This is a genomic window from Pseudomonas zanjanensis (assembly GCF_014268745.2).
Lineage (GTDB): Bacteria > Pseudomonadota > Gammaproteobacteria > Pseudomonadales > Pseudomonadaceae > Aquipseudomonas > Aquipseudomonas zanjanensis.
Window position 1 is genome coordinate 2,050,332 of sequence record NZ_JABWRB020000001.1, and the last position, 20,482, is coordinate 2,070,813.

The following is a 20,482-nucleotide window of genomic DNA, read 5'->3' on the forward strand; positions in this document are numbered from 1 at the left end:
AGATATGCAAACTTCTTCGAAAAAATATGCCGTCGATATCTGGTCTGATTACGTCTGCCCGTGGTGCTGGATTGCCAAGCGTCGATTTGAGAAAGCCTTGGAACAGTTTCCTGAAAAAAACGATGTGCAGGTCAATTTTCGGGCCTATCGCCTCGCAGCCAATCACACGCCCGAGCCCATGGTCGCAGCGCTTAAACGCAAGCTGGGCAACCCTCACTCCGCTGACGCCATGATGGATACGGTCAGAAAGTCCGGCCAGGGCGACGGCCTGGACTATCGTTTTGACACCATGCAGTTCGGCGACACCACCGATGCGCATGTCCTGGTCAAGGCCGTTGAGGGTGTCGATATCAAGAAATGCCTGGTGGAGGCCTTGTACGCGCAGAGCACGACCCACGGTCAGTCGCTGTTCGATCGCGACAGCCTGACGGCTATCGCCAAAACGGCCGGGATGAGCGACGAGGCGATCCAATTGGCATGGTCGTCCCCCCGGTTGCGTGCACAAATGATAGAAGACGAACAATTTGCTGCGCAGTTGGGCTCGGGCGTACCGATGTTTGTGTTCAACAATCGGTTTTCCATGTCTGGCGCACAACCTGAGTTGGCGTTTCTCGAGGCGCTGGAGCAGATGCGAGTCACGTCCACGCGTGAAGAGGAGGTTTTCACCGGGCAAGTCTGCGGTATAGACGGTTGCAAGACTTGAAAGGCATTAACGCTGCGGCACGCTGTTGTGTCGCTCTTCACCCCTGATAAGTGTGAGATTCACATGAACCGTATTGTTGAATTGAGCGCTCCGCAGTTTGCCCGTTTTGTGACCAAGGGTAGTAGTGTGGTGTTGTTTTCCGCTTCTTGGTGCAAGCCATGTCAGGAGATAAAGCCAGCGTTCCATGCGCTTGAAGAAAAGCTTCACGCGCTCGCTGCCTTTGGAAAGATCGATGTCGCAATGTCCCCCACGATTGCGCAAATGTATGGCATTCGCGCGGTGCCTTCCTTGGCGGTATTTCATGAGGGGCGGCTGTTGCGGGTAATGCCCGGTTCCCGCTCGATGGGCGCAATGAAGAAAGCGATTCTCGAGTTGCTGGAAGAGATCAGGCGTTAGTCGTACGGAACCTTGGATAGTCGGTGTAGCCCTTGGCGATGCGATTACCTACGCCGTAGTAAGTCGCGCGATCGCTCTCTGCCAGTGGCCAGCCGTTCTGCATGCGTTCGACCAGATCCGGGTTGGCGATATAGGCCGTGCCGAACGCAATCAGGTCAAGTTCGCCCTTGGCCAGTTCCGACTCGGCGAGCGCCTGAGTAAAACCGCCGGCCGCCATCAGGTTGCCTTTATAGGCTTCACGAAAGGCTGCGCCAAAGCCAGGCGGCGTTTGAGCGGCGACGATGGTCGGTTGGTAATTCAGGTGAACGTAGGCCAGTTCACGCTCGTTGAGCGCGGCCGCCATGCTCATCCAGGTTTCTGCTTCGCCCTCGTATACGCCGAAGTCATACAAGCGACCAAACGGCGAGAACCGTACGCCAATCCGCGCACCACCTATTTCATCGGCGATCGCGTCAATTGTTTCCAGCAGGAAGCGCTGGCGATTGACGATAGAGCCGCCGTACTGATCGGTGCGGGTGTTCAAGGCGCTACTGAGGAACTGGTCGAACAGAAAGCCGTTGGCTGCCATGATTTCGATGCCTTCGAACCCGGCATCCATGGCCATGCGCGCAGACGTCACGAAGTCAGCAATGACACGTTTGATTTCATCCGTGCCGAGTGCGCGGGGGACGCTGGGTCGCACGGGGCCGGCCTCGTTGGGCTTGGCCCAGGCATACACCGTGGTGTCGACCGCCGGCTGAGTGCCCGAAGAAACCGGCACCAAGCCATGCACCGACACATGCGACATGCGGCCGACGTGCCACAACTGCGCAAAAATCCGACCGCCTTTGGCATGCACCGCATCGGTGACCTGACGCCAGCCAGGCAGGTGTTCGTCCGCGTAGATACCAGGGGTGTAGAGGTAGCCGCGCGCCTCGTCGGAAATCGGCAGGCCTTCGGTAATCAGCAGGCCCGCGGAGGCACGTTGTGCGTAGTACTCGACCGTGAACTCGTTTGGAACATTGTTCAGGGTGCGGGTGCGCGTCATGGGCGCCATGACCACACGGTTTTTCAACTCGACGCCGGACAGATCATAAGGCGTAAACAACTTGTTCATGATTGATCTCGAATTAGAAAAGGATTATCGAATTACGCTTTGTCGAACGCATCCAATACATGAGCGCTGTACACCAGTGCGGCGCCGGCATTCATGTTGATGGCTACGCCAAGGGCTTCAGCCACTTCCTCATTGGTCACCCCGACTTTCTTGGCTTCAGCGGCGTGAAAGGCGATGCAGCCATCGCAGCGGGTGGTGACAGCCACCGCCAGGGAGATCAGCTCACGCGTCTTCGCGTCCAGATAGTGGGTCTTGGCACCGGCCGCCCCCAAAGAAGCCATGCCTTTCATGGTGTCCGGAGACAAGCCATTGAGCTCTACCAGGCGAGCGTTGATGTCTTTGCGGGTTTGCTTCCAATCTTGCATGAGGTTCTCACTGTGTCTGTGGCGGGTGTAAAACTACTAACAACGCTACCATCCAGTTGGTAGGTGATCAATATTGTTTTATCGATAGGCACTATCAGTGAGATTTTCTAGGTGGGTGGTGGTTGTTCGATTTGAGGTGCTGCCAGCGATCCATTGCTGCTGTGCAGGTTGGTGCGGGCGGTACAAAAGGGGGCTTTTTCGCTTTTGCAATTCCATATTCATAAAAACGTAACACAACTGTTGCAGAGTTCTCCGGCCCGTCATCACAAGGAATTTCTTTCAATGAAAAGTTTGATGAAGTCTGCTGCGCTCGCCGTTACGCTTTCTCTTTGTGCCACTTCGGCGACCTTCGCTGCAGAAAGTGTCCGTCTGACGGGTTCTGGCGCGAGTTTCCCAGCGCCGATCTACCTCACCTGGTTCAAGGATTTCAGCAAGAAATCCGAAGGCGTCACGGTGGACTACCAATCCAAGGGCAGCGGCGCGGGTGTACAGGACTTTCTGAACAAGACCGTTGATTTCGCCGCCAGCGACTCGGCAATGAAAGACGAAGACATCGCCAAGGTCGCCGAAGGCGTGCAGTTGCTGCCGATGACCGCTGGGGAAATCGTCCTGGCCTATAACCTGCCGGGCAATCCCAAGGGCCTGAAGTTGCCACGGGACGTGTACTCCAACATCTTCCTCGGCAAGATCACTCGCTGGAACGACCCGCAAATCGTGGCGGCCAACCCGGACCTGAAACTGTCCGATACGCCGATCACGGTTGTCGTGCGTGCTGATTCCAGCGGCACCACCGCGGTATTCACCAAACACCTGGCGACCATCAACCCAGACTTCAAACAGGCGCTGGGGGAGGGCAACACCGTCAACTGGCCGGCCAGTGACAAATTCATCAAGTCGCCGAAGAACGATGGCGTGACCGCTACCGTGCGCCAGACCCCGGGCGCGATTGGCTACATCGAATACGGCTTCGCCAAGCTCGCCAAGGTTGACTTCGCCCAGTTGCAGAACAAGGCCGGCCAATACGTCGTGCCAAACGCCGAGAGTGGTGCCGAGGCCCTGGCGGCGGTGAAGATGCCAGAAAGCCTGGTGTCCTGGTTGCCTGATCCAGACGGCGCCAAGTCGTACCCGATCACGTCCTACACCTGGATGATTTTCCGCAAGGACAACGGCAATCCGGCCAAGGCCAAGGCCATGCGTGAAATGGTCGAATACAGCCTGACCGAAGGCCAGAAAATTGCCGACTCGATGGGGTACATCCCGTTGCCGGCGTCGGTTGTCGATCAGGTTCGCAAAGCTTCCGCCAACATTCAGTAACGCCTGAGGCCTCTCCCGGTGTGGCATGTCAGCCAGGCTGGGAGAGCTTTCCCCCTGTTCCGGAATTAGCCAATGAACACTCCCTTTGTCGTACCGGTTAATCCAGATTCTGCCTGCCAGCCACCGTCCGCGAAGGACTTCCTGGTGGATCGCACCTTTCGTGCGATTGCTCGCATAGGGGTGGTCCTGGTTCTGGCGCTGGTGTTTGCCCTCGTGTTCGAGGTCGGACGCAAGGCGCTTCCCGGCATGGAAAAGCACGGGTTTGATGTGCTGCTCGGCACTGTCTGGGACGTTAACCAGGGTAAATACGGCATCCTGCCGGCTATCTGGGGCACGCTCTACAGCGCCTTTATCGCGTTGCTGATCGCCGGGTTCTTCGGCGTCAGCATGGCGATTTTCCTGACCCAGGATTTCCTCCCCCCCAAGCTCGCCGCCATTTTTCGCACCATCGTCGAATTGCTCGCGGCCATCCCCAGTGTCGTCTACGGCCTGTGGGGGATCTACGTGGTGATCCCGGCGATTCGGCCGCTGACCACCTGGTTGAACAGTGAGCTGGGCTGGATACCGTTCTTCGGCACGTCCTTGAGCGGGCCGGGGCTGCTTCCCGCGGCGTTGGTGCTTGCCATCATGATCCTGCCGACCATTGCCGCCGTTTCGCAGGATGCGCTCACGGCCGTACCGATGAAAACCAAGCAGGCTGCCTACGGCATGGGCACCACCCATTGGGAAGCGATTCTCAAGGTCATGGTGCCGTCCGCCGCCACCGGCATCTTCGGCTCCCTGGTGCTGGGCCTGGGGCGTGCGCTGGGTGAAACCATGGCACTGGCCATGCTGGTCGGCAACGCGAACAACATTTCCCTTTCGCTGTTCGCCCCGGCCAACACCTTGGCGGCCTTGCTGGCGTTGAACTTCCCCGAGGCCGGACCGAACGAGATTGAAGTCCTGATGTATGCCGCGCTGGTGCTGATGTTCATCACGTTGATCGTGAACGTCTTCGGCTCCTTGATCATGATGTATGCCCAACGGGGTAATAAGTGATGACCGATCTCACTGCTGCAACAGACTTGACGGCTCCAGCAGGCGCGATGCCCAGCCTGCAGCGCAAGTTCGAGGGCCGTGCCCTGCGCAGCCTGATCTTGACCACACTGGTCTGGAGCGGGGCGCTGCTGGCCAGCGTGCCGTTGATTTCCGTGCTCTACATGCTGATCACCCGCGGCGGCGCGCGCCTGAACCTGGAAGTCTTTACCGAACTGCCGCCGACCGGTTTCGAGATGGGCGGGGGCTTCGGCAACGCGCTGGCCGGTACGTTTGTGATGGTGGGCATCGCGGCGGCAATCGCGGTGCCGGTCGGCATCATGGCGGCGATTTTCCTGGCTGAACTGGGGCCGGACAGCAAGCTGGCGAATGCCGCGCGCTTTGCGGCCAAGATGCTCACGGGGCTGCCGTCGATCCTGGCCGGGGTGTTTGCCTACGCCTTGGTGGTGATGACCACCGGCACCTATTCGGCACCGGCGGGCGGCGTCGCGCTGGCGGTACTGATGCTGCCTATCGTCGTGCTGACGGCGGAAGAGTCGATGCGGATGGTGCCCAAGATCATGAAGGATGCCGCCTATGGCATGGGCTGCACCCGCTCGCAGGTCATCTGGAAAATCATCTTGCCCACCGGCATGCCAGCGATCCTGACCGGCGTCATGCTGGCCGTGGCCCGTGCCGCGGGCGAGACAGCGCCGTTGTTGTTTACCGCGCTGTTCAGCAACTACTGGATCTACCACCAGGGCAGCCTCGAGGTCATGAACCCGACGGCATCGCTGGCAGTACTGATCTACAACTTCTCCGGCATGCCGTTCGACAACCAGCTTGAGCTCGCATGGGCGGCCTCCCTGGTGCTGGTGATGATCGTGTTGGTCGTGAACATCATCAGCCGTATTTTCGGCAAGCCCAAGTATTAAGAACGGGAGCATCTGATCGTGAACGTATCCACTGCGCAAATAGCCGCTCCGTTTGTCACCCAGGCCCCTGTCGTCATGGACTGCAAACTGGACAAGATTTTCTACGGCAACTTCATGGCGGTACGTGACAGCCATGTGCCGATCGAAAAAAACAAGATCACCGGCTTCATTGGGCCTTCCGGCTGTGGCAAGAGCACCGTGCTGCGCAGCCTCAACCGAATGAACGATCTGGTGAAAGGTTTCCGTTTCGAGGGCCACGTGCACTTCCTTGGCCAGGACGTCTATGGCAAGGGCGTCGATCCGGTGGTCGTGCGCCGCTACATCGGCATGGTGTTTCAACAGCCCAACCCGTTTTCGATGAGCATCTTCGACAACGTCGCGTTTGGCCTGCGCCTCAATCGCTACAAGGGCGATATCGGCGATCGCGTCAAACACGCGCTGCAAGGCGCCGCGCTGTGGGATGAGGTCAAGGACAAGCTCAAGGTCAGCGGCCTGTCGCTGTCCGGCGGCCAGCAACAACGACTGTGCATTGCCCGCGCCATCGCCACCGAGCCGGAAGTCCTGCTGCTGGATGAGCCGTGTTCGGCGCTCGACCCGATCGCTACCCGGCGGGTCGAGGAATTGATGGTCGAGTTGAAGAAGGACTACACCATCGCGCTGGTCACCCACAACATGCAGCAAGCCATCCGCGTTGCTGATACCACGGCGTTCTTCTCGGTGGATATTTCCCAGGGCACGCGCACCGGCTACCTGGTCGAGATGGGCCCGACGACGCAGATTTTCGACAACCCTCGTGAACAGATGACCGGCGACTACATCAGCGGCAAGTTCAGCTGAGTCCACTTCCGGTCAAGGCCGCATACCTGCAGAAGCCAAATGGATTTGGCGGGCATCCGGTAGACATTTACCAAGCGTTTCCAAGGAGCACCAATGCCTGCTACGCACCGCCTTGATTTGCCTGCGATTGAACGTGCACTGCGGGAAGTGCAAGAGCGCTTCGCCGCGCTGAGCCGACACTTCACGGAGCCGCGCGATCCCTTGACCGACGAGGTGCTGCACAATGTGCTTGAAGGTTATGCGCTGGTTGACGACTATGTTGCCCGCGGCGTTGATCTGTTCGACCTCCAGCAACTGAACCTGATGCTCGAGATCAACGCCACGGTGCTCTGTGGCCGAGACCCGGCGCGCCGCTTGGAGTACGCCCAGCACCTGGCCGCGACCGAGGCGCATTTCTTCAACAACGTTGAGGGAGGCATCAAGGACTTGTACAACTGGTATTGTGCGTACCGCAGCGAATCCGTCTGGAAGCGTGCGGCTGGCGTCTATGTGCGCATTCTCAGCAAGCCGCAGTTGTTCATTGAAGGCAACAACCGCAGCGGATCGCTCATTGTCAGCTACCTGCTCATGCGCGCGGGCTTGCCGCCTTTCGTGTTGACGCTGGAAAACGCCGAGGGCTACTTCAACCCCTCATCAGTCATACGCAACTCTGCCAAACATGGAGTCAAGGCGTTGTACGAATTGCCCAAGATCAAGAAAAAATACGCAGCTTTCCTGGAAGAGCAGGCGCCTGACCCGATGAAGTTCTTTCTCAAGGGCAAGCCGTCGTCCTTCTCTCTAGGTGGCCATTGATGGGCAGGTATATGGCCCTCGCCAAATGCAAAACCGTCGGTAGCCGGGTAGGGCAGGCCATCCGCAGTGCTGTCCCGCTGCAAATGTCCAGGCGCCAACGCATCCGCATTTCGTTTGATATCGATGACACGCTCGCCTGCCAACTCCACCACTGCGAAGTTGAACACAGCAGGCTGCCGGCCAGTGTCCATCGTTGGTTGGGTGAACCGTTGCGCAGGGGCACACGTTCCTTGATCCGAGAGCTGCGCCGCCAGGATTGCAGCATCTGGGTCTATACGTCGTCCGGTCGCACGCCGTCCTACATCCGGCGTTGGTTGTTGCTGTACGGCATCCGCGTCGACGGCGTGGTCAACAGCGTGCTGCACAACCGCGCGCTGGCGGTCCATGGGCTGTCGAATACGCCCTCGAAATATCCGCCAGCGTTCGATATCGACTTGCATGTCGATGATTCCGAGGGCGTGCAGATTGAAGGTGATGACCATGGCTTTCGGGTGGTCGTGGTGCATCCGGAGGATGAGGGTTGGACGCATAAAGTGCTGGATGCGGTCGATATTGTTCAGGCGCAGCTGGCTTGGCAGCAGGTGTCCAGACACAAAGAGCCAGTGCAACAACGTGCAGAGGCGGTCCTGTGAATATCGATTATCGTGTTCCAAGCGCGAAATGCGTAGGCATTCCCAACCAGTTGATGTCATTGGAAAGTGGACTTACGGGGATTATTGGTTCTCCATTTTTTTGTTTAGTTTCTCCAATGCTTGTAGATACTGTCGAAGAAACCCTGGAGTGAGCTTGCTCTGATTCATCAATATTCTACCTTGGGGATCAGCTAGTACTTTCGAACAGAACTCATAAAGTTGAGCATTCGGACCGTCGGTTGGCACAGCAGCGTTTTTTTCCGCGAGTTCCTGCATGTAATTGAAACATCTGTAGCCATCATCTGGGGTGTTGATCAATGCCATCGCTATGCGCTCAGCGGCCTCGGCTGACTGAGTCGCTCCGGGGCTCAAACCAATATTAGTGCTGGCATGCGCAGTGGTTTGTCCTGTAGCGATTGCCAAATTCCCATTCTTGACTCTTTGGTTAAGTGCCTCAATGGTGGCCAAAAGATTTTTGAGTCTTTGAATTTGGACTGGGGAGCGCTCGCTCTCCTTGATCTTTTCAATGGCGAGTTTCTCTTCATTCGCTTCCTCAAGCTTTGCCTGCACCGTTTTCAGATCATCATAAAGTTGCGCAGTGGAGGAGGAGGTAAGGGAAACGACGGGAACCTGCATAGCTTGAGTCAAGCTCTCAATTGTCATGAGGCCAACGGTGTAGCGCTGGTTACGCGTCAGTAGAACTTCATACTGAGTTGTCGTTATTGCTCCGTTCATATGTGCTTCGCACAACCTATAGAGCTGATCACGCAGTAGCTGAATGCTCTGGCTGCGCAACCCCACATAGGATGCTGCGCCTTGATAAGCTCCCGTGAGTTCCAGCGCTGCTTGAGATGGAATATCGGCTTTGGTTGCGAGTTGTGCTGCATAGGCTGTCATTGCATCGGGGCTGGGCTCAGCGCAAATAGCGATACGACGTGTTGTCGTGCGGGCGCCATTGGTTTCAACAATATCCTTCGGTGCCGAGATTATGGCCCGCGCCTTTATATCCAGGAGTGCAGATGAGTCTTCATTGAAGTCGTGCGTGTGATAAATCGCATCCCAGTTGCCGCATCCACTTAGGAGAACAGCCAATGAGAACATTGGGAGAAGGTTCGACTTAGGCATGCGGAGCTCCTTTTCGTTAAAAGCTCCAAGGAGGGTAGTACAGGCATGGCAAACTGCCATTAAAATATTTGGTGATCAAAGGCAGTCGTTCGACGCTTGAGGATCGTCATAAACACATCGTTTAACATAATATACATTATGTGTACTTACATACTGAGCCGGTCGACGTCCTTTGCAGGCTTTTTTCCGCTGCGCCGCCATTGTCGACCACGGCGGTGAATGTTGTGCCTTTACCGGGCGCTCGCCGAGCGACTGGCTCATGCCTAATGAACGATTATGCTAAGGTCCCATCCGCTCGACTAACCCGGCTTGCAAGGAATGCGTCATGGAGTTCGTGGTTCATAGCTATTGTCTTAAAGGCGCACGCCAGGAGCTTTTGCTGCCTCCTGTCATCCTCACACCAATTTCATTGACCTTGGCGGTCGCCGAGCTCATACGCCTGACCGTTGCCGAACAGATCGCCGCGCTGTCAGCTCAGCACGGGCTGGAACAAGCGTCGATACGTGAAGTGCTAGACCGCCAATACCTGAGCGAGCGGGATATTTTTCAGCAAGCCAGTGAAGGCGCGATTGTCATGCCTCAGGCCAGCGCGTCTCCAGTCCTGGATGTCAGCGTTGAGGTCGAGCGAGCTTTAAAGGGTTTTGAAACCCGTGCGTTCCGCGTTCTGCACAATGGCGTCATGCTGCAAAGACTCGACGAGTCAATCGAATTGAGCCTTCCCTCCACGCTCGCGTTTATCCGCCTGGTGCCGCTGGTTGGCGGTTGATCCTCGTATTCTCGGATATCCTTATGCAATCACGCCGTCCAGTGCCCGAACAAACCGAACGCCTGACAGCGCTGCGAGCATTCTGTGATAGAGCGTTGGATGACTATCCCGAGCTTGATCGATATGACGAATTCGAGCCCGATTTCTGGGACGGCATCGACTGCCTATGTATAGCGGCTGACTGGGTCAGACAGCATCCCGAGGATGGGCCCAAGGCACTGGCTGATGGTTTTGTGTTCCCTACCGTGTGGGACGATCTGGAGGACCGCCGCGATCAACAGCGCTATGGCCTGCAATATCGACTCTGCGATGCGTGGATCACGGCTCGCCCGGATGCTTATGCACTGGAGCAGATCGGCGCGCGACTGCGGCATATGCTGCAATTTGCCTTCGAGGACAGTGATTATCCGCTGCCCACTGACGAAGATGGACCTGCCTACTACCGAAGAAGTCCGGACCAGGCCTGGGCCTTCCCTGATGTTCAGGCCTGCATCAATCGTCTGAGCAATTACCCGTCCACCCCGGCCTGGCAGACCTTCGCCGAATGGTTACTGGACGGCAGCTGGAACCGCGAGCAGCCACCCTCCACGCCTTGTAGTGAACAAAGGAAAATCGCCGACGCGTATATCTACGGGCACAAGGAAATCAAGCGCATTGCGCGGGGCCTGATGGAAGCGGGCCGCCTCGATTACCCTCGCTTCGTCCGGGCAGCCAATACCTGGGGCCGCGCCATGATGTTCTACTCAGGCGACGCCGGACTGGGCAGCGATGATGTGGACCTGCATCAGTACGCGGATGAGGAGTTTGACGAGGACGATTCAAGCGACGAGGCCCCGAAAGACATGGATGTCGAGTCATCCCAAAGTGAGGAAATTCCCACTGGAGAATCTGCTGTCGCCTCCTCTGAACTGGCGAACTTCACCGTTCGTTATATCGAGGAGACCCTGGCTGGATTGCCCTATAACGCCGAGAGACTGGCTGACACCTTCCGTTCGGTCGAGGGTTATGAGGCCCGCTGGTTACTGCAGGCCTTGGCGGTCATTGAGCGACTGGGCATGACGCCGGATAACTTCCTCGACGGCTTCGGCCATACGGCCGCGGTGCTCGAACGCTTTCTGTTGCTTCAGGCACTGCCCAAGGATCAATCGGCAGAATTGCTTGCAGCGCTGACCGGTTTTTCAAGAGATACCCTGCTGGCCGCCCTGCCCTATGCTGGACAAGCCAGCCGGGTGATGCTCGACGCGCTCGGTTGGAGTGATTTGCGAGCCTTCCAGCGTGAGTACCTGAACATGGCCTTGGCGCCTCGCTCCGGCTGGGGCGCCGACCTGCCCAATACGCTGGATGAAACCGTGGGTGTGGTGGACCGCTATCTGCTGGACAAGGCGCTGGCCGAGGCCAACCCGGACCACTTGCGTGAGTACCTCGCGGCACTCGAACCCTCGCACTGGGCGTTTCCCGAGACGCGTGTGCTGCTCGACGCCTACCAAGGCATCGGTCGACCGGCCCTGGAAAAGAAGCTGGCCCGCCATGCACAGGCGGCTATGCGCATCTACGGCGTGCTGCCCGTCACGGATTCGGACGACGTACGCCAGCGCTATCTGAGGCTCAAGAAGCTGCACAACGAGGTGCGTAAATACGGCGCCGAACGACAAGCCAACTCCCACGCAGCGGTGCAGGCTGGACTGGAAAACCTGGCGCGTGTCGCCGGTTACCCCTCGGCGATCCGCCTGGAATGGGCCATGGAATCGGAAATCGCCGAGTCCGCCCTGACGGCCGCTACCATCGATGGCTATGACGTCACGCTCGTCATCGACGGCTTGTCGCCCACGTTGCACATCAGCAAAGCCGCAAAGACGCTCAAGACCGAACCGCCTGCGGTTCGCAAACATGCAGACTTCATTGCCCTCAAAGCGCAGCAGACCCAGCTCAAGGAACAGATCGCCCGCTTCGGCCGCACCCTGGAAACAATGATGAGCAGCGGCGAAGCCCTGGCCTTGGACGATCTGAAACAATTGTTGAAAATGCCCGCTGTTCGTCTGCTGCTGGAGCAACTGATTGTGCAGGTCGACGACGCGGTGCTGGGCTGGCTTGATGCCGCGACGCTGACGGTGACTGATCTTGAAGGTCGCCAACACGTCGCTGAGAGGAATATGCGTATCGCTCACCCCTTTCATCTGTTCACGGCGGGGCAACTGTCAGCCTGGCAGAAAGACGTGGTGACCCATCGCCGTGTGCAGCCGTTCAAACAGGCCTTTCGCGAGCTGTACCTGCTCACACCTGCAGAGCGAGACACCGGCCTGTGGTCCAATCGATTTGCCGGCCACCGCCTGAAAGCCCAAGTTGCCGCGCGGTTGCTGCAGGTCCGCAACTGGTCGACCTCCAACGTCGAGGAGATCTATTACGAGAGCAAAGAGCACGGCATTTACGCCCTGTTCAACTTTTTGGATACCGGTCATTACCTCTCGGAAACGGAACACTTTACCTTCGACACCATTGCATTCCATCGCGACCAGAAAGCCATCCCCCTTGAGCAAGTACCACCGCTGCTGTTCTCAGAAGTCATGCGTGACGCCGATCTGCTGGTCAGCGTAGCCCACGCCGCAGACGACTACAGCACTAGCCACGAAACCGTGCAACGACGCGCGGAACTGATCGGCGAGTTGATCCAAGAGCTGGGCTTGCAAAACGTTGGATGCGAAGGACATTTTCTGCATATTACCGGTCGGCGTGCGAACTACCGTATTCACCTGGGCAGCGCCGCCATCCATATCGAACCTGGCAACTACCTGTGCATCGTGCCCGCTGGTAGCGGTTTTGCCGAGTTCTACCTGCCGTTTGCCGATACCGACAAGAAAATGGCTGAGGTGCTAAGCAAGATGTTTCTGTTGCTGGACGACATGAACATCACCGACAGCCTGATACTGGAGCAGATACAACTCGGTTAAGGGTACCTTCTCGATGACATCTAACGATTTGAAAGGAGCCGTGACGGTGAGTGTCGATATCGATTGCGTAGTCGTGGGTGCGGGTGTCGTCGGGCTTGCCATCGCGCGGGAAATGGCCTTGGCAGGTCACGAAGTCCTGGTGATTGAAAGTGGGGCGGCAATCGGTATTGGCATAAGCTCGCGTAATTCGGAGGTCATCCACGCGGGGATTTATTACCCGCCCGGAAGCTTGAAAGCCCGGCTGTGCGTCGAGGGCAGACAGGCACTTTACGAGTATTGCGATAGCCACGGTGTCAGTACGCGCAGAATTGGAAAGCTGATCGTCGCCAACACTGACGCGCAGGTAGATCAGCTTCGGTTCTTGCTCAAGCGAGGGCATGAAAACGGTGTGGATGATCTATGTCTGCTTGATCGTAATCAAGCCATGGCGCTGGAGCCTGCGCTTGAATGCATCGCTGCGTTGTATTCACCTTCGACCGGCATCGTCGACTCCCATGCGCTGATGTTGGCGTTGCACGGGGACGCCGAGGCGGCCGGCACCAGCATCGCGTTCCATGCCCCGTTCCTCGGTGCAAAGGTGACCGCGGACGGTTTTCTCCTTCATGTGGGTGGGGAAGCTCCCATGGAGCTTGCATGCCGTCGGCTAATCAATGCCGCGGGCCTTCATGCGCCGGCATTGGCACGGCGCATAGACGGGTTGCCGTCTGATGCGGTGCCCCGTGACTATTTGTGCAAGGGCAGTTACTTCAACGTGTCCAGACGCGCGCCCTTCACCCATCTGATTTACCCGGCGCCTGAGGCCGATGGTCTCGGGGTGCACATGACCCTCGACTTGGGCGGACAAGCACGCTTTGGTCCAGATACCGAATGGGTCGAAACCGAGGACTACCAAGTCAATCCGGCTCGCGCAGACAGTTTCTATGCGGCCATTCGCAGCTACTGGCCCGACTTGCCGGACGGTAGCCTGCAACCGGGCTACAGCGGGATTCGCCCGAAGATTTCGGCGCCTGGCGAGCCAGCCCGCGATTTTATGATCAGCAGCCAGCGCGAGCATGACGTCCCGCGGCTGATCAATTTGTTTGGCATAGAGTCTCCCGGACTGACGTCATGCCTGGCCATTGCCAAGCACGTACGTGAGCTGATTGAACGGCGTCACGCTTAACCAGGCTTGCTCCACTCCCCCACCATTGCCTCATAAACCTCTCGGCAAGCGAACTCCGCCGAAACCTTCGCATCGGCAAAAACCTGATCGCCTGCTGACGTGAGGCAGGCGTAGCCTACACGCGCATCCCGTGGGTCACTTTGGCGAGACACCAAGCCTATTTTTTCAAGCGGCAGCAGGGATTTGGTGACCGCCGATGCCGTCAGCCCCATGTGATCAGCCAGGTCCGCTCGCCGCAGCCGAGCATTGTGTGCATGTTTCAAGTGGTACAGGATCATGAAATCGCTGAAGCTCAGGCCGTGCACGGCAGAGAGCTTGGCATCCACTCGCCGTGCGGCTGAGGTGTAGGCGCGTGAGAAACGAACACAGCGGTCGAGTATCGAGCCGTTCGCGGCAGGTGCGGTAGATTCGTTGTCAGACATTGCAGCATTGCTCCAATTCTTGTGGAGAAGGACGTTCAAATCGGGAATCCATGAAATCAAACATGGGCCCCGTTACCTCGAAAGCGTAGGTCTCGCCTTTTTCACTATTCCTTTGCATGACCCGCTCACGCCGCAGTTGGGGTGTAGCATCGATGAAATAGCTGGACACCTGATAGCCAGCTTGTCCGGCCAACAAACGAATGCGTGTGCGATCAGCTTCAGTCATGAAGCCTTGATCAAGCACGACGTCGCGCCCTGCTCCCAGAACCTGTAGAGCCGTCTTCCATATATGGGCTTCACAGCGTTGTACACGGGCCATGATCCACGCCAGGTTCATGGGCTTCGGCAAGTCCGGGCCATAAAGCTCGTTCATCCACTCATCGATGGAGAAGCGTACGCCGGTCACTTCGGCATTCAGCTGCCTGGCGAACGTCGACTTCCCTGCCCCCAAAGGGCCAAAAACCATATGGACTGATTGCATGATTTTCTACTTTCTAGATACTTGAACGCTACAGTATCAAGAAATAAGACTGACGTAACCTGTGGTCGACGAACGGCCGAAGTTACCCGAACATGATATGAGGCAGCCGATATCCCCTCAGCCTACTTTCCTCCAGTCACATCCAGGAAGGTTCCCGTCACAAACGAAGCCTGCTCCCCCGCCAACCAGAGAATGGCCCGCGCGACCTCCTCCGGCTGGCCACCGCGCCCCATGGGAATCGTATCCTTCACCCGATCGACTCTGCCCGGCTCTCCCCCGCTCGCATGCATTTCGGTATAGATATGCCCGGGTCGAACGCAATTGACCCGAATACCTTCCCGGGCCACTTCCTTGGCATAACCGGTCGTGAACGTTTCGACCGCACCCTTGGACGCTGCGTAGTCCACATATTCATTCGGGCTACCGAGACGGGCTGACGCCGAGGAGACATTGACGACGGCACCGCCACGCCCGCCATAACGATAGGCCATGCGCCGGGTAGCCTGCTGCGCGCAAAGCATCGGGCCCAAGGTGTTCACCGCGAATATTCGCTGCATGCGCTCGAAGCCAAGATCCTCCAAGCGAGACTGCTGCGCGAGTATCGAGGCGTTGTTGACCAGCACATCGATTCGCCCGAAGTGCAAATCCAGGGTGGCGAACAGTTCGGCGACCTGTGCTGGATCGGCGTTATCGGCACGTACTGCCAAGGCACGGGCGCCCTTGGCCTTGACCTTCGCGGCCACCGCCAACGCCGACGCTTCATCGGCGATATAGGTCAGCGCGACGTCGTAACCTTGCTCAGCAGCCAGTATGGCCGTCGCCGCCCCGATCCCGCGCCCGCCTCCGGTGATCAGGATCACGGGTTTTTGCGAACGTTCATTCATGGTCAATCCTCACGACTGGATGAAAAAACAACGTCAGCCGATGACCAGCGTACCGAGGGCAATGACGGCACAGGCCAGCAGCTTGCGCAAGGTCAATGCCTCGCCAAGAAAGACGTACCCGATCAACGCGGCGAACATGACGCTGGTTTCTCGCAACGCAGACACCGCGCCCATCGGTGCATGAGCCATGGCGTAGATCACAACCCCGTAGGCCAATAACGAAACCAGCCCGCCAGCGACGGCCACAGCGAACCCTGGGCGCAGGGTAAAGAGGCTTTGAGTATCTCGCAGCCCGATATAAACCATGGGCATCATCACGCCCCACAACAGGCACATCCAGGCGGTGTAGGCCATCGGCGCCCCGGAGAGGCGAACACCAATGCCATCGACAACGCTGTAGGCGGCGATGAAAAAACCGGTTCCCAGTGCGTAGGGCAAGTTGGGCAACGTCCGCCGACGCCTGGTAAAGGCCAGCGATAGGATTCCAGTCGACACCAACGTAATCCCCAGCAGTCCACTCGGCGCCACCCGCTCACCGGCGAACAGCGAAGCGGCCAGGACAATCAGGATCGGAGAGACACCGCGGGCGATGGGATAGGTTTGGCCGAGATCCCCGGACTTGTAACTGCGCACCAGGAACAGGTTGTAGCCCACGTGCAATACCGCGGAAAGGCCGGCGTAAAACCAACTTGCCCGGGCGGGCGGCGCCAGTAGCGCCGCCACGATGGCGCTCGCCACGGCGATCGCCATGCACATGATGGTCATGGACCACAAACGGTCGGTGCCCCCGCGCAGCATGGCATTCCAACTGGCGTGCAGCAGCGCGGCGAACAAGACGAGGCAGATGATGTGTAAGGGCATGCATCATCCTAGACCGCTAAAGTAGCGCTATAGAAGCAAAGTCTCTTCATCTGGGCATGATGAAAAGCTCATGCATAAGCCTGCTGAGCGCCAACTGCCTGGGTCACCAGCCAACGACGAAAGCTGGCAATGTGCGGTTGAGTCTCGATCCCTTTGGGACAGACAAAATAATACGCCAAGGGCGATGCGACCGGCAGGTTGAAAAGCCTTTCAAGGCGGCCGTCATTGAGCTCGGCTTCGACATGCCCGCTGCGTGCCAGGGCGATGCCCTGTCCCAACAGCGCCGCCTCGATGGTCATGTTGGTGTCGGCGTAGCGAATGCTTTCCTTCAAGGTCGTGACCTCGACACCCACCTGGGCAAACCACTGCTCCCATTTCGGCACCAGCGCTGCGCCATCGCGCGTCAGCAGCGGATAGCGCAGCAATTCGGCTGCCGTTTGAGGTGTGCCAAAACGTGCGAGCAACACTGGGCTGGCGACAGGAAAAATCTGCTCGCGGAACAGAAACTCGGAGAACAGCGAAGGGAAATGACCGTTGCCCAGGCGGATAGCAACGTCTGGGTCTGCCGTCGAGAAGTTAATGGGGTTGTCGGTACTGTCCAGGGTCAGCAGGATTTCCGGATGGGCTTGCGCCAGATCTGGAAGCCTGGGCAGCAACCACTTCAAGGCGAAGGAATAGGTTGTGCTGACGCTCAACCGCTGCCGCCCGTTTTGCTCGCGCAAATCGGCCAGGGTGGCCTCGAGCTTCATGAAGAACTCCCGCACGATAGGCGCAAGCGCTGCGCCTGCCGAGGTCAGGTGCAGCGCGTTACCGCGATGAAACAGCTGCAATCCCCAGAGCTGCTCCAGATGCTTGAGTTGGTGGCTCACTGCGCTCTGCGTGACATGCAACTCCTCTGCTGCCGAGGTGAACGTGGCGTGCCGAGTAGCGGCTTCAAAGGCTCGCAGGCTCGAAGAAGGCGGGAGGTTTCGCATGAGGGTCACCTCTATGAGTAAACCTTCATGCTAGCGCCTTTGCATCGCACGTTATAGCCAGCTGTTCGCCGGCCACTGAGTCAGGTGTCAGACGGTTGATCCTTCCGGCTTTCGGGACTGCCAGCGCAGAGACCATCCATGACCAGGTCCATCAATCTGGCGAGACGCGAGCGCCAATCGCTCTGGGAATCGATTTGCCAAATTCCTGCGGTGGCTAGGAAAAAGTCGTCGTGGGTAACCCCGCTACGAATCGTTCCGGCCTTTTCATTGGCCCTTAAAAGCGACTCGGCCGCGGCCTGGACGGGGGCGTATCCCGACTTCCCTGGGAACTCGTAAGTGGAGGCGGCTTGTCGTATCGCGGTCGCAAGCCCCGCCTTGGTCATTGCATATTCCGCGAGGCAGTCCATCCATTCCCGGAGGGCTTGCTTTGGAGGTTTTGTCGCGAGCAGCTCTTGCGCCAACGAGGCCACTTGCTGCATTTCGAATTGATAAACCTCGAATACCAGCTCCTCCCGATTGGCGAAATGGCGATAGAACGTGCCCTGCCCCACGCCGGCTTTCTTCGCAAGCGCGCTCAGCGGGACCGCAGGATCGAGTGTCAGCTCCGCCACAGCGACCTTCAGAATTCGTTCTCGATTTTTCTTGGCGTCAGAACGCATCGCCAATTCATCATTCTTGGGCAAAGTTTTTTTCCTGCGCTGCATTGCAAAGCGGACAGTTGTCCGGTAGTTTTTTTAGCAAGTGGACAGCTGTCCGCTTGCGTACCCTTACCGGAGTTTACTATGAACAGCACGGGCAACACGATCCTGGTCACCGGCAGCACCTCAGGCATAGGCCTTGGCTTGGCGCTCAGGCTGCACAAGGCGGGTAACACCGTCATCATCGCGGGACGTCGCAAGGCTCTGCTCGACAAGATCGTGTCAGAACATCCAGGTATTGAATCGGTATTACTGGACGTCTCTGATCCGCAATCCATCCAGCGCACTTGCGAAACGCTGGCGATCAGTCACCCGAATCTGAACGTTCTCATCAACAACGCCGGCATCATGCACTGGGAGGATCTGACCGCTGCGCAAGACCTGAGCATCGCCGAAAATATCGTGACTACGAACCTGCTCGGCACGATTCGCATGGTGTACGCCTTCATCCCCCAACTGATCAAGCAGCCCAGTGCGACAATCATCAACGTCAGTTCGGCTTTGGCATTCGTCCCGCTGCCTGCGACACCGACCTACAGCGCAACCAAAGCGGCCGTTCATTCGTTCACTCAAAGTCTTCGCGTGCAACTGGAAGCCTCGCCCGTCGAGGTGATCGAGCTTGCACCGCCAGGTGTGCGCACCACGTTGCTTGGGCAGGAAAATGACGAACACGCCATGCCTTTGGATGAGTTCTTGAATGAAATCTTCGAGCTGTTCGAGATATCTCCAACCCCACAAGAGCTTATCGTCGAGCGCGCAAAACCCTTGCGGTTTGCTGAGGCGAGCGGCTCGCACGATGAGATATTGAACATGCTTGCGGGCTACAAACCACCGACAGAGTGATATTGACCAGGCCATCGCTGCAGTCCTGAAAGAGCCTGCAGCGAGGCCCCTATAGCTTGCGCAATTCGCCACCCTCCTGCTTCAGACGCTCCAGATACGCAGTGGCATCCAGCAATTGATAAGGAAAGTACAGCCCTGGCGGAGTCGGTGGCTGGCCGTCCAACCCGATCAAACGTTCAAGAGTCATCGCGACGCTGAGGCCGGTCAAGGGGGCCGCGCCTGCCGGATGGATGAGCGCATGACGTGTCTGCAGCGGCTCGCCCTGGCTGTCTTCGCCAACGAGTTCGATGATGATCTCGGTGGACATCGGCCTGCCCTGGCGTCGGGTTGAGCTCACTGCGGTGGCCAGGTTGAACTGGACATTCGGCGCGCCCGTCGCAGCCGCCAGGCCAACGACATCAATGGACGAGAAGCCGGTGGCCTCGATCTTCGTACCATCCACCGCGTGGAATCCTGCCTTGGAGTCCTCTCCTTCGCGCCAGACGAACACACCGTCGCGCCGTGTCAGCGCGGCGGGCAGCATCTTGTTCAAATGTTCAAAGTCGGTGGCGACGGTCGGACCGCCAGTATCCTGCTCATCGACCAGGGCGTTGACACGGATGTCCTGGACTCGGCCGAAGGCTCGGGCAATGCTCAGCGTCGACACGGTCGTCGCGCCGGCCATCCATTCGTAACCGAGGACAATCGGCGAAGCATCAGGCGTGTGCATGTACGTTGCGATTTCCGGCGCGATCTCGAAAACGCCGGAGGAGATGCTGAGGTGCGGCACGCCGCGCTTTTGCGCAAAACGTAATCCGGCAAGGGCGTGGTCCATGTAAAAGACCACCACGGCGCTGACTGGACGATCGCCGAGCCCCAGGTCGTCGGCGTCGGCGTCAATCACCACGCCCTGCGCCCCGCCCATTCGCTCTGCGGCCCGCTGAGCCTTGGCAAGGTCGCGGCCACCGATCAGCAGGGGCACCTCGGGATGGGCGGCTCGTAGCGCCCGGGCGGTGTGATGGCCAATAGCGCCGGAACCGCCCATTAGCAAGATAGGATCAAGTGACATGGTGTGTTCTCCTCGTTTCCGGGTTTCATCTTGTCCGGAGCGTCAAACTCAACCGGGTGGTACTTAGCAGAAATTCGAGCGATGACTTTGATCTCGAAGTCGAACCCAGCGAGCCAGTTAACGCCAACGGCCCTCCAGTTCGGATAAGGCGCTTGCGAGAAGCGTTCACTTTTAATGACGATTATGTTG

22 protein-coding genes and 1 pseudogene are annotated in these 20,482 nt (G+C 58.1%); 12 read left to right on the plus strand and 11 right to left on the minus strand.

The genetic code is table 11. The features are described 5' to 3' along the window. Positions 1-4: 4 nt before the first annotated feature. Entirely contained in the window at positions 5-703 is a 699-nt protein-coding gene (locus tag HU715_RS08550; protein WP_186705619.1) for a DsbA family oxidoreductase, read from the plus strand. A gap of 63 nt (positions 704-766) precedes the next feature. Then, positions 767-1,099 (plus strand): thioredoxin family protein, encoded by a 333-nt coding sequence (locus tag HU715_RS08555; protein ID WP_186705618.1) that lies wholly within the window; start codon positions 767-769, stop codon positions 1,097-1,099. On the opposite strand, the gene HU715_RS08560 is transcribed toward HU715_RS08555, so the two are convergent. Beyond that, the gene (locus tag HU715_RS08560; protein ID WP_186705617.1) at positions 1,089-2,195 is read right to left on the minus strand and encodes an alkene reductase; all 1,107 of its coding nucleotides are present in this window, start codon (positions 2,193-2,195) and stop codon (positions 1,089-1,091) included. The genes HU715_RS08555 and HU715_RS08560 overlap by 11 nt on opposite strands. 32 nt (positions 2,196-2,227) lie before the next feature. Further along, positions 2,228-2,560 (minus strand): carboxymuconolactone decarboxylase family protein, encoded by a 333-nt coding sequence (locus HU715_RS08565; protein WP_186705616.1) that lies wholly within the window; start codon positions 2,558-2,560, stop codon positions 2,228-2,230. Between the two features lie 282 nt (positions 2,561-2,842). Between HU715_RS08565 and pstS the strand changes: the two genes are divergently transcribed. The 6 genes from pstS (at position 2,843) to HU715_RS08595 (ending at position 8,084) form a co-directional block, all read left to right on the plus strand. Further along, positions 2,843-3,874 carry a phosphate ABC transporter substrate-binding protein PstS gene (pstS, locus tag HU715_RS08570; protein WP_186705615.1) on the plus strand — a complete coding sequence of 344 codons (1,032 nt, stop codon included), beginning with the start codon at positions 2,843-2,845 and terminating at the stop codon, positions 3,872-3,874. 72 nt (positions 3,875-3,946) lie between these two features. Next, entirely contained in the window at positions 3,947-4,912 is a 966-nt protein-coding gene (pstC, locus tag HU715_RS08575; protein WP_186705614.1) for a phosphate ABC transporter permease subunit PstC, read from the plus strand. Continuing rightward, positions 4,912-5,823 carry a phosphate ABC transporter permease PstA gene (gene pstA, locus HU715_RS08580; RefSeq protein WP_186705613.1) on the plus strand — a complete coding sequence of 304 codons (912 nt, stop codon included), beginning with the start codon at positions 4,912-4,914 and terminating at the stop codon, positions 5,821-5,823. The genes pstC and pstA overlap by 1 nt, the downstream gene beginning before the upstream one ends. Before the next feature lie 75 nt (positions 5,824-5,898). Then, positions 5,899-6,660, plus strand: coding sequence for a phosphate ABC transporter ATP-binding protein PstB (pstB, locus tag HU715_RS08585; protein ID WP_025214260.1), 762 nt, complete (start codon positions 5,899-5,901; stop codon positions 6,658-6,660). Positions 6,661-6,753: 93 nt separating this feature from the next. Next, positions 6,754-7,452: a hypothetical protein gene (locus tag HU715_RS08590; protein ID WP_186705612.1), complete on the plus strand. Its 699-nt coding sequence runs from the start codon at positions 6,754-6,756 to the stop codon at positions 7,450-7,452. After that, positions 7,452-8,084 (plus strand): hypothetical protein, encoded by a 633-nt coding sequence (locus HU715_RS08595; RefSeq protein ID WP_437182503.1) that lies wholly within the window; start codon positions 7,452-7,454, stop codon positions 8,082-8,084. Before HU715_RS08590 ends, HU715_RS08595 begins: the two co-directional genes overlap by 1 nt. Before the next feature lie 81 nt (positions 8,085-8,165). Here HU715_RS08595 and HU715_RS08600 read toward each other — a convergent pair whose 3' ends face one another. Then, complete coding sequence (locus tag HU715_RS08600) at positions 8,166-9,209, minus strand: hypothetical protein (protein WP_186705611.1); 1,044 nt, start codon at positions 9,207-9,209, stop codon at positions 8,166-8,168. 325 nt (positions 9,210-9,534) lie between these two features. Here HU715_RS08600 and HU715_RS08605 point away from each other — a divergent pair, with 325 nt between their 5' ends. Genes HU715_RS08605 through HU715_RS08615 form a run of 3 tightly spaced genes read left to right on the plus strand, consistent with a single transcriptional unit; the run spans position 9,535 to position 14,082 of the window. Continuing rightward, complete coding sequence (locus HU715_RS08605) at positions 9,535-9,975, plus strand: hypothetical protein (protein WP_186705610.1); 441 nt, start codon at positions 9,535-9,537, stop codon at positions 9,973-9,975. 23 nt (positions 9,976-9,998) lie between these two features. Continuing rightward, complete coding sequence (locus HU715_RS08610; protein ID WP_186705609.1) at positions 9,999-12,920, plus strand: DUF4132 domain-containing protein; 2,922 nt, start codon at positions 9,999-10,001, stop codon at positions 12,918-12,920. A 46-nt stretch (positions 12,921-12,966) separates the two neighbouring features. Further along, positions 12,967-14,082 carry an NAD(P)/FAD-dependent oxidoreductase gene (locus HU715_RS08615; protein WP_186705608.1) on the plus strand — a complete coding sequence of 372 codons (1,116 nt, stop codon included), beginning with the start codon at positions 12,967-12,969 and terminating at the stop codon, positions 14,080-14,082. Here HU715_RS08615 and HU715_RS08620 read toward each other — a convergent pair. From HU715_RS08620 to HU715_RS08645, 6 genes are all read right to left on the minus strand, one after another. Next, positions 14,079-14,504 carry a MarR family winged helix-turn-helix transcriptional regulator gene (locus HU715_RS08620; RefSeq protein WP_186705607.1) on the minus strand — a complete coding sequence of 142 codons (426 nt, stop codon included), beginning with the start codon at positions 14,502-14,504 and terminating at the stop codon, positions 14,079-14,081. The genes HU715_RS08615 and HU715_RS08620 overlap by 4 nt on opposite strands. Beyond that, positions 14,497-14,985 (minus strand): P-loop nucleotide/nucleoside kinase family protein, encoded by a 489-nt coding sequence (locus HU715_RS08625; protein ID WP_186705606.1) that lies wholly within the window; start codon positions 14,983-14,985, stop codon positions 14,497-14,499. The genes HU715_RS08620 and HU715_RS08625 overlap by 8 nt, the downstream gene beginning before the upstream one ends. 122 nt (positions 14,986-15,107) lie before the next feature. After that, the gene (locus HU715_RS08630; RefSeq protein WP_186705605.1) at positions 15,108-15,869 is read right to left on the minus strand and encodes an SDR family oxidoreductase; all 762 of its coding nucleotides are present in this window, start codon (positions 15,867-15,869) and stop codon (positions 15,108-15,110) included. Positions 15,870-15,902: 33 nt separating this feature from the next. Then, positions 15,903-16,730 carry an EamA family transporter gene (locus HU715_RS08635; protein ID WP_186705604.1) on the minus strand — a complete coding sequence of 276 codons (828 nt, stop codon included), beginning with the start codon at positions 16,728-16,730 and terminating at the stop codon, positions 15,903-15,905. Positions 16,731-16,798: 68 nt separating this feature from the next. Beyond that, positions 16,799-17,704 (minus strand): transcriptional regulator GcvA, encoded by a 906-nt coding sequence (gene gcvA, locus HU715_RS08640; RefSeq protein ID WP_186705603.1) that lies wholly within the window; start codon positions 17,702-17,704, stop codon positions 16,799-16,801. An 80-nt stretch (positions 17,705-17,784) separates the two neighbouring features. After that, a complete protein-coding gene (locus tag HU715_RS08645; protein WP_186705757.1) occupies positions 17,785-18,363 on the minus strand; it encodes a TetR/AcrR family transcriptional regulator in 579 nt (192 codons plus the stop codon). Between the two features lie 123 nt (positions 18,364-18,486). Here HU715_RS08645 and HU715_RS08650 point away from each other — a divergent pair, with 123 nt between their 5' ends. Next, positions 18,487-19,245 (plus strand): SDR family oxidoreductase, encoded by a 759-nt coding sequence (locus HU715_RS08650; RefSeq protein ID WP_186705602.1) that lies wholly within the window; start codon positions 18,487-18,489, stop codon positions 19,243-19,245. A gap of 49 nt (positions 19,246-19,294) precedes the next feature. On the opposite strand, the gene HU715_RS08655 is transcribed toward HU715_RS08650, so the two are convergent. Together HU715_RS08655 and HU715_RS27285 are read right to left on the minus strand one after the other, a co-directional pair. Continuing rightward, positions 19,295-20,293: an NAD(P)-dependent oxidoreductase gene (locus HU715_RS08655; protein ID WP_186705601.1), complete on the minus strand. Its 999-nt coding sequence runs from the start codon at positions 20,291-20,293 to the stop codon at positions 19,295-19,297. 71 nt (positions 20,294-20,364) lie between these two features. Beyond that, positions 20,365-20,451: pseudogene (locus HU715_RS27285) on the minus strand (RidA family protein); the annotation flags it as partial. Between the last annotated feature and the right edge of the window lie 31 nt (positions 20,452-20,482).

What these genes read in the sequence shown, in the direction of transcription:
- HU715_RS08550 (WP_186705619.1), top strand. Translation starts at nt 5, where the DNA reads ATGCAAACTTCTTCGAAAAAATATGCCGTCGATATCTGGTCTGATTAC.
- HU715_RS08555 (WP_186705618.1), top strand. Translation starts at nt 767, where the DNA reads ATGAACCGTATTGTTGAATTGAGCGCTCCGCAGTTTGCCCGTTTTGTG.
- HU715_RS08560 (WP_186705617.1), bottom strand. Translation starts at nt 2,195, where the DNA reads ATGAACAAGTTGTTTACGCCTTATGATCTGTCCGGCGTCGAGTTGAAA.
- HU715_RS08565 (WP_186705616.1), bottom strand. Translation starts at nt 2,560, where the DNA reads ATGCAAGATTGGAAGCAAACCCGCAAAGACATCAACGCTCGCCTGGTA.
- pstS (WP_186705615.1), top strand. Translation starts at nt 2,843, where the DNA reads ATGAAAAGTTTGATGAAGTCTGCTGCGCTCGCCGTTACGCTTTCTCTT.
- pstC (WP_186705614.1), top strand. Translation starts at nt 3,947, where the DNA reads ATGAACACTCCCTTTGTCGTACCGGTTAATCCAGATTCTGCCTGCCAG.
- pstA (WP_186705613.1), top strand. Translation starts at nt 4,912, where the DNA reads ATGACCGATCTCACTGCTGCAACAGACTTGACGGCTCCAGCAGGCGCG.
- pstB (WP_025214260.1), top strand. Translation starts at nt 5,899, where the DNA reads ATGGACTGCAAACTGGACAAGATTTTCTACGGCAACTTCATGGCGGTA.
- HU715_RS08590 (WP_186705612.1), top strand. Translation starts at nt 6,754, where the DNA reads ATGCCTGCTACGCACCGCCTTGATTTGCCTGCGATTGAACGTGCACTG.
- HU715_RS08595 (WP_437182503.1), top strand. Translation starts at nt 7,452, where the DNA reads ATGGGCAGGTATATGGCCCTCGCCAAATGCAAAACCGTCGGTAGCCGG.
- HU715_RS08600 (WP_186705611.1), bottom strand. Translation starts at nt 9,209, where the DNA reads ATGCCTAAGTCGAACCTTCTCCCAATGTTCTCATTGGCTGTTCTCCTA.
- HU715_RS08605 (WP_186705610.1), top strand. Translation starts at nt 9,535, where the DNA reads ATGGAGTTCGTGGTTCATAGCTATTGTCTTAAAGGCGCACGCCAGGAG.
- HU715_RS08610 (WP_186705609.1), top strand. Translation starts at nt 9,999, where the DNA reads ATGCAATCACGCCGTCCAGTGCCCGAACAAACCGAACGCCTGACAGCG.
- HU715_RS08620 (WP_186705607.1), bottom strand. Translation starts at nt 14,504, where the DNA reads ATGTCTGACAACGAATCTACCGCACCTGCCGCGAACGGCTCGATACTC.
- HU715_RS08625 (WP_186705606.1), bottom strand. Translation starts at nt 14,985, where the DNA reads ATGCAATCAGTCCATATGGTTTTTGGCCCTTTGGGGGCAGGGAAGTCG.
- HU715_RS08630 (WP_186705605.1), bottom strand. Translation starts at nt 15,869, where the DNA reads ATGAATGAACGTTCGCAAAAACCCGTGATCCTGATCACCGGAGGCGGG.
- HU715_RS08635 (WP_186705604.1), bottom strand. Translation starts at nt 16,730, where the DNA reads ATGCCCTTACACATCATCTGCCTCGTCTTGTTCGCCGCGCTGCTGCAC.
- gcvA (WP_186705603.1), bottom strand. Translation starts at nt 17,704, where the DNA reads ATGCGAAACCTCCCGCCTTCTTCGAGCCTGCGAGCCTTTGAAGCCGCT.
- HU715_RS08645 (WP_186705757.1), bottom strand. Translation starts at nt 18,363, where the DNA reads ATGCGTTCTGACGCCAAGAAAAATCGAGAACGAATTCTGAAGGTCGCT.
- HU715_RS08650 (WP_186705602.1), top strand. Translation starts at nt 18,487, where the DNA reads ATGAACAGCACGGGCAACACGATCCTGGTCACCGGCAGCACCTCAGGC.
- HU715_RS08655 (WP_186705601.1), bottom strand. Translation starts at nt 20,293, where the DNA reads ATGTCACTTGATCCTATCTTGCTAATGGGCGGTTCCGGCGCTATTGGC.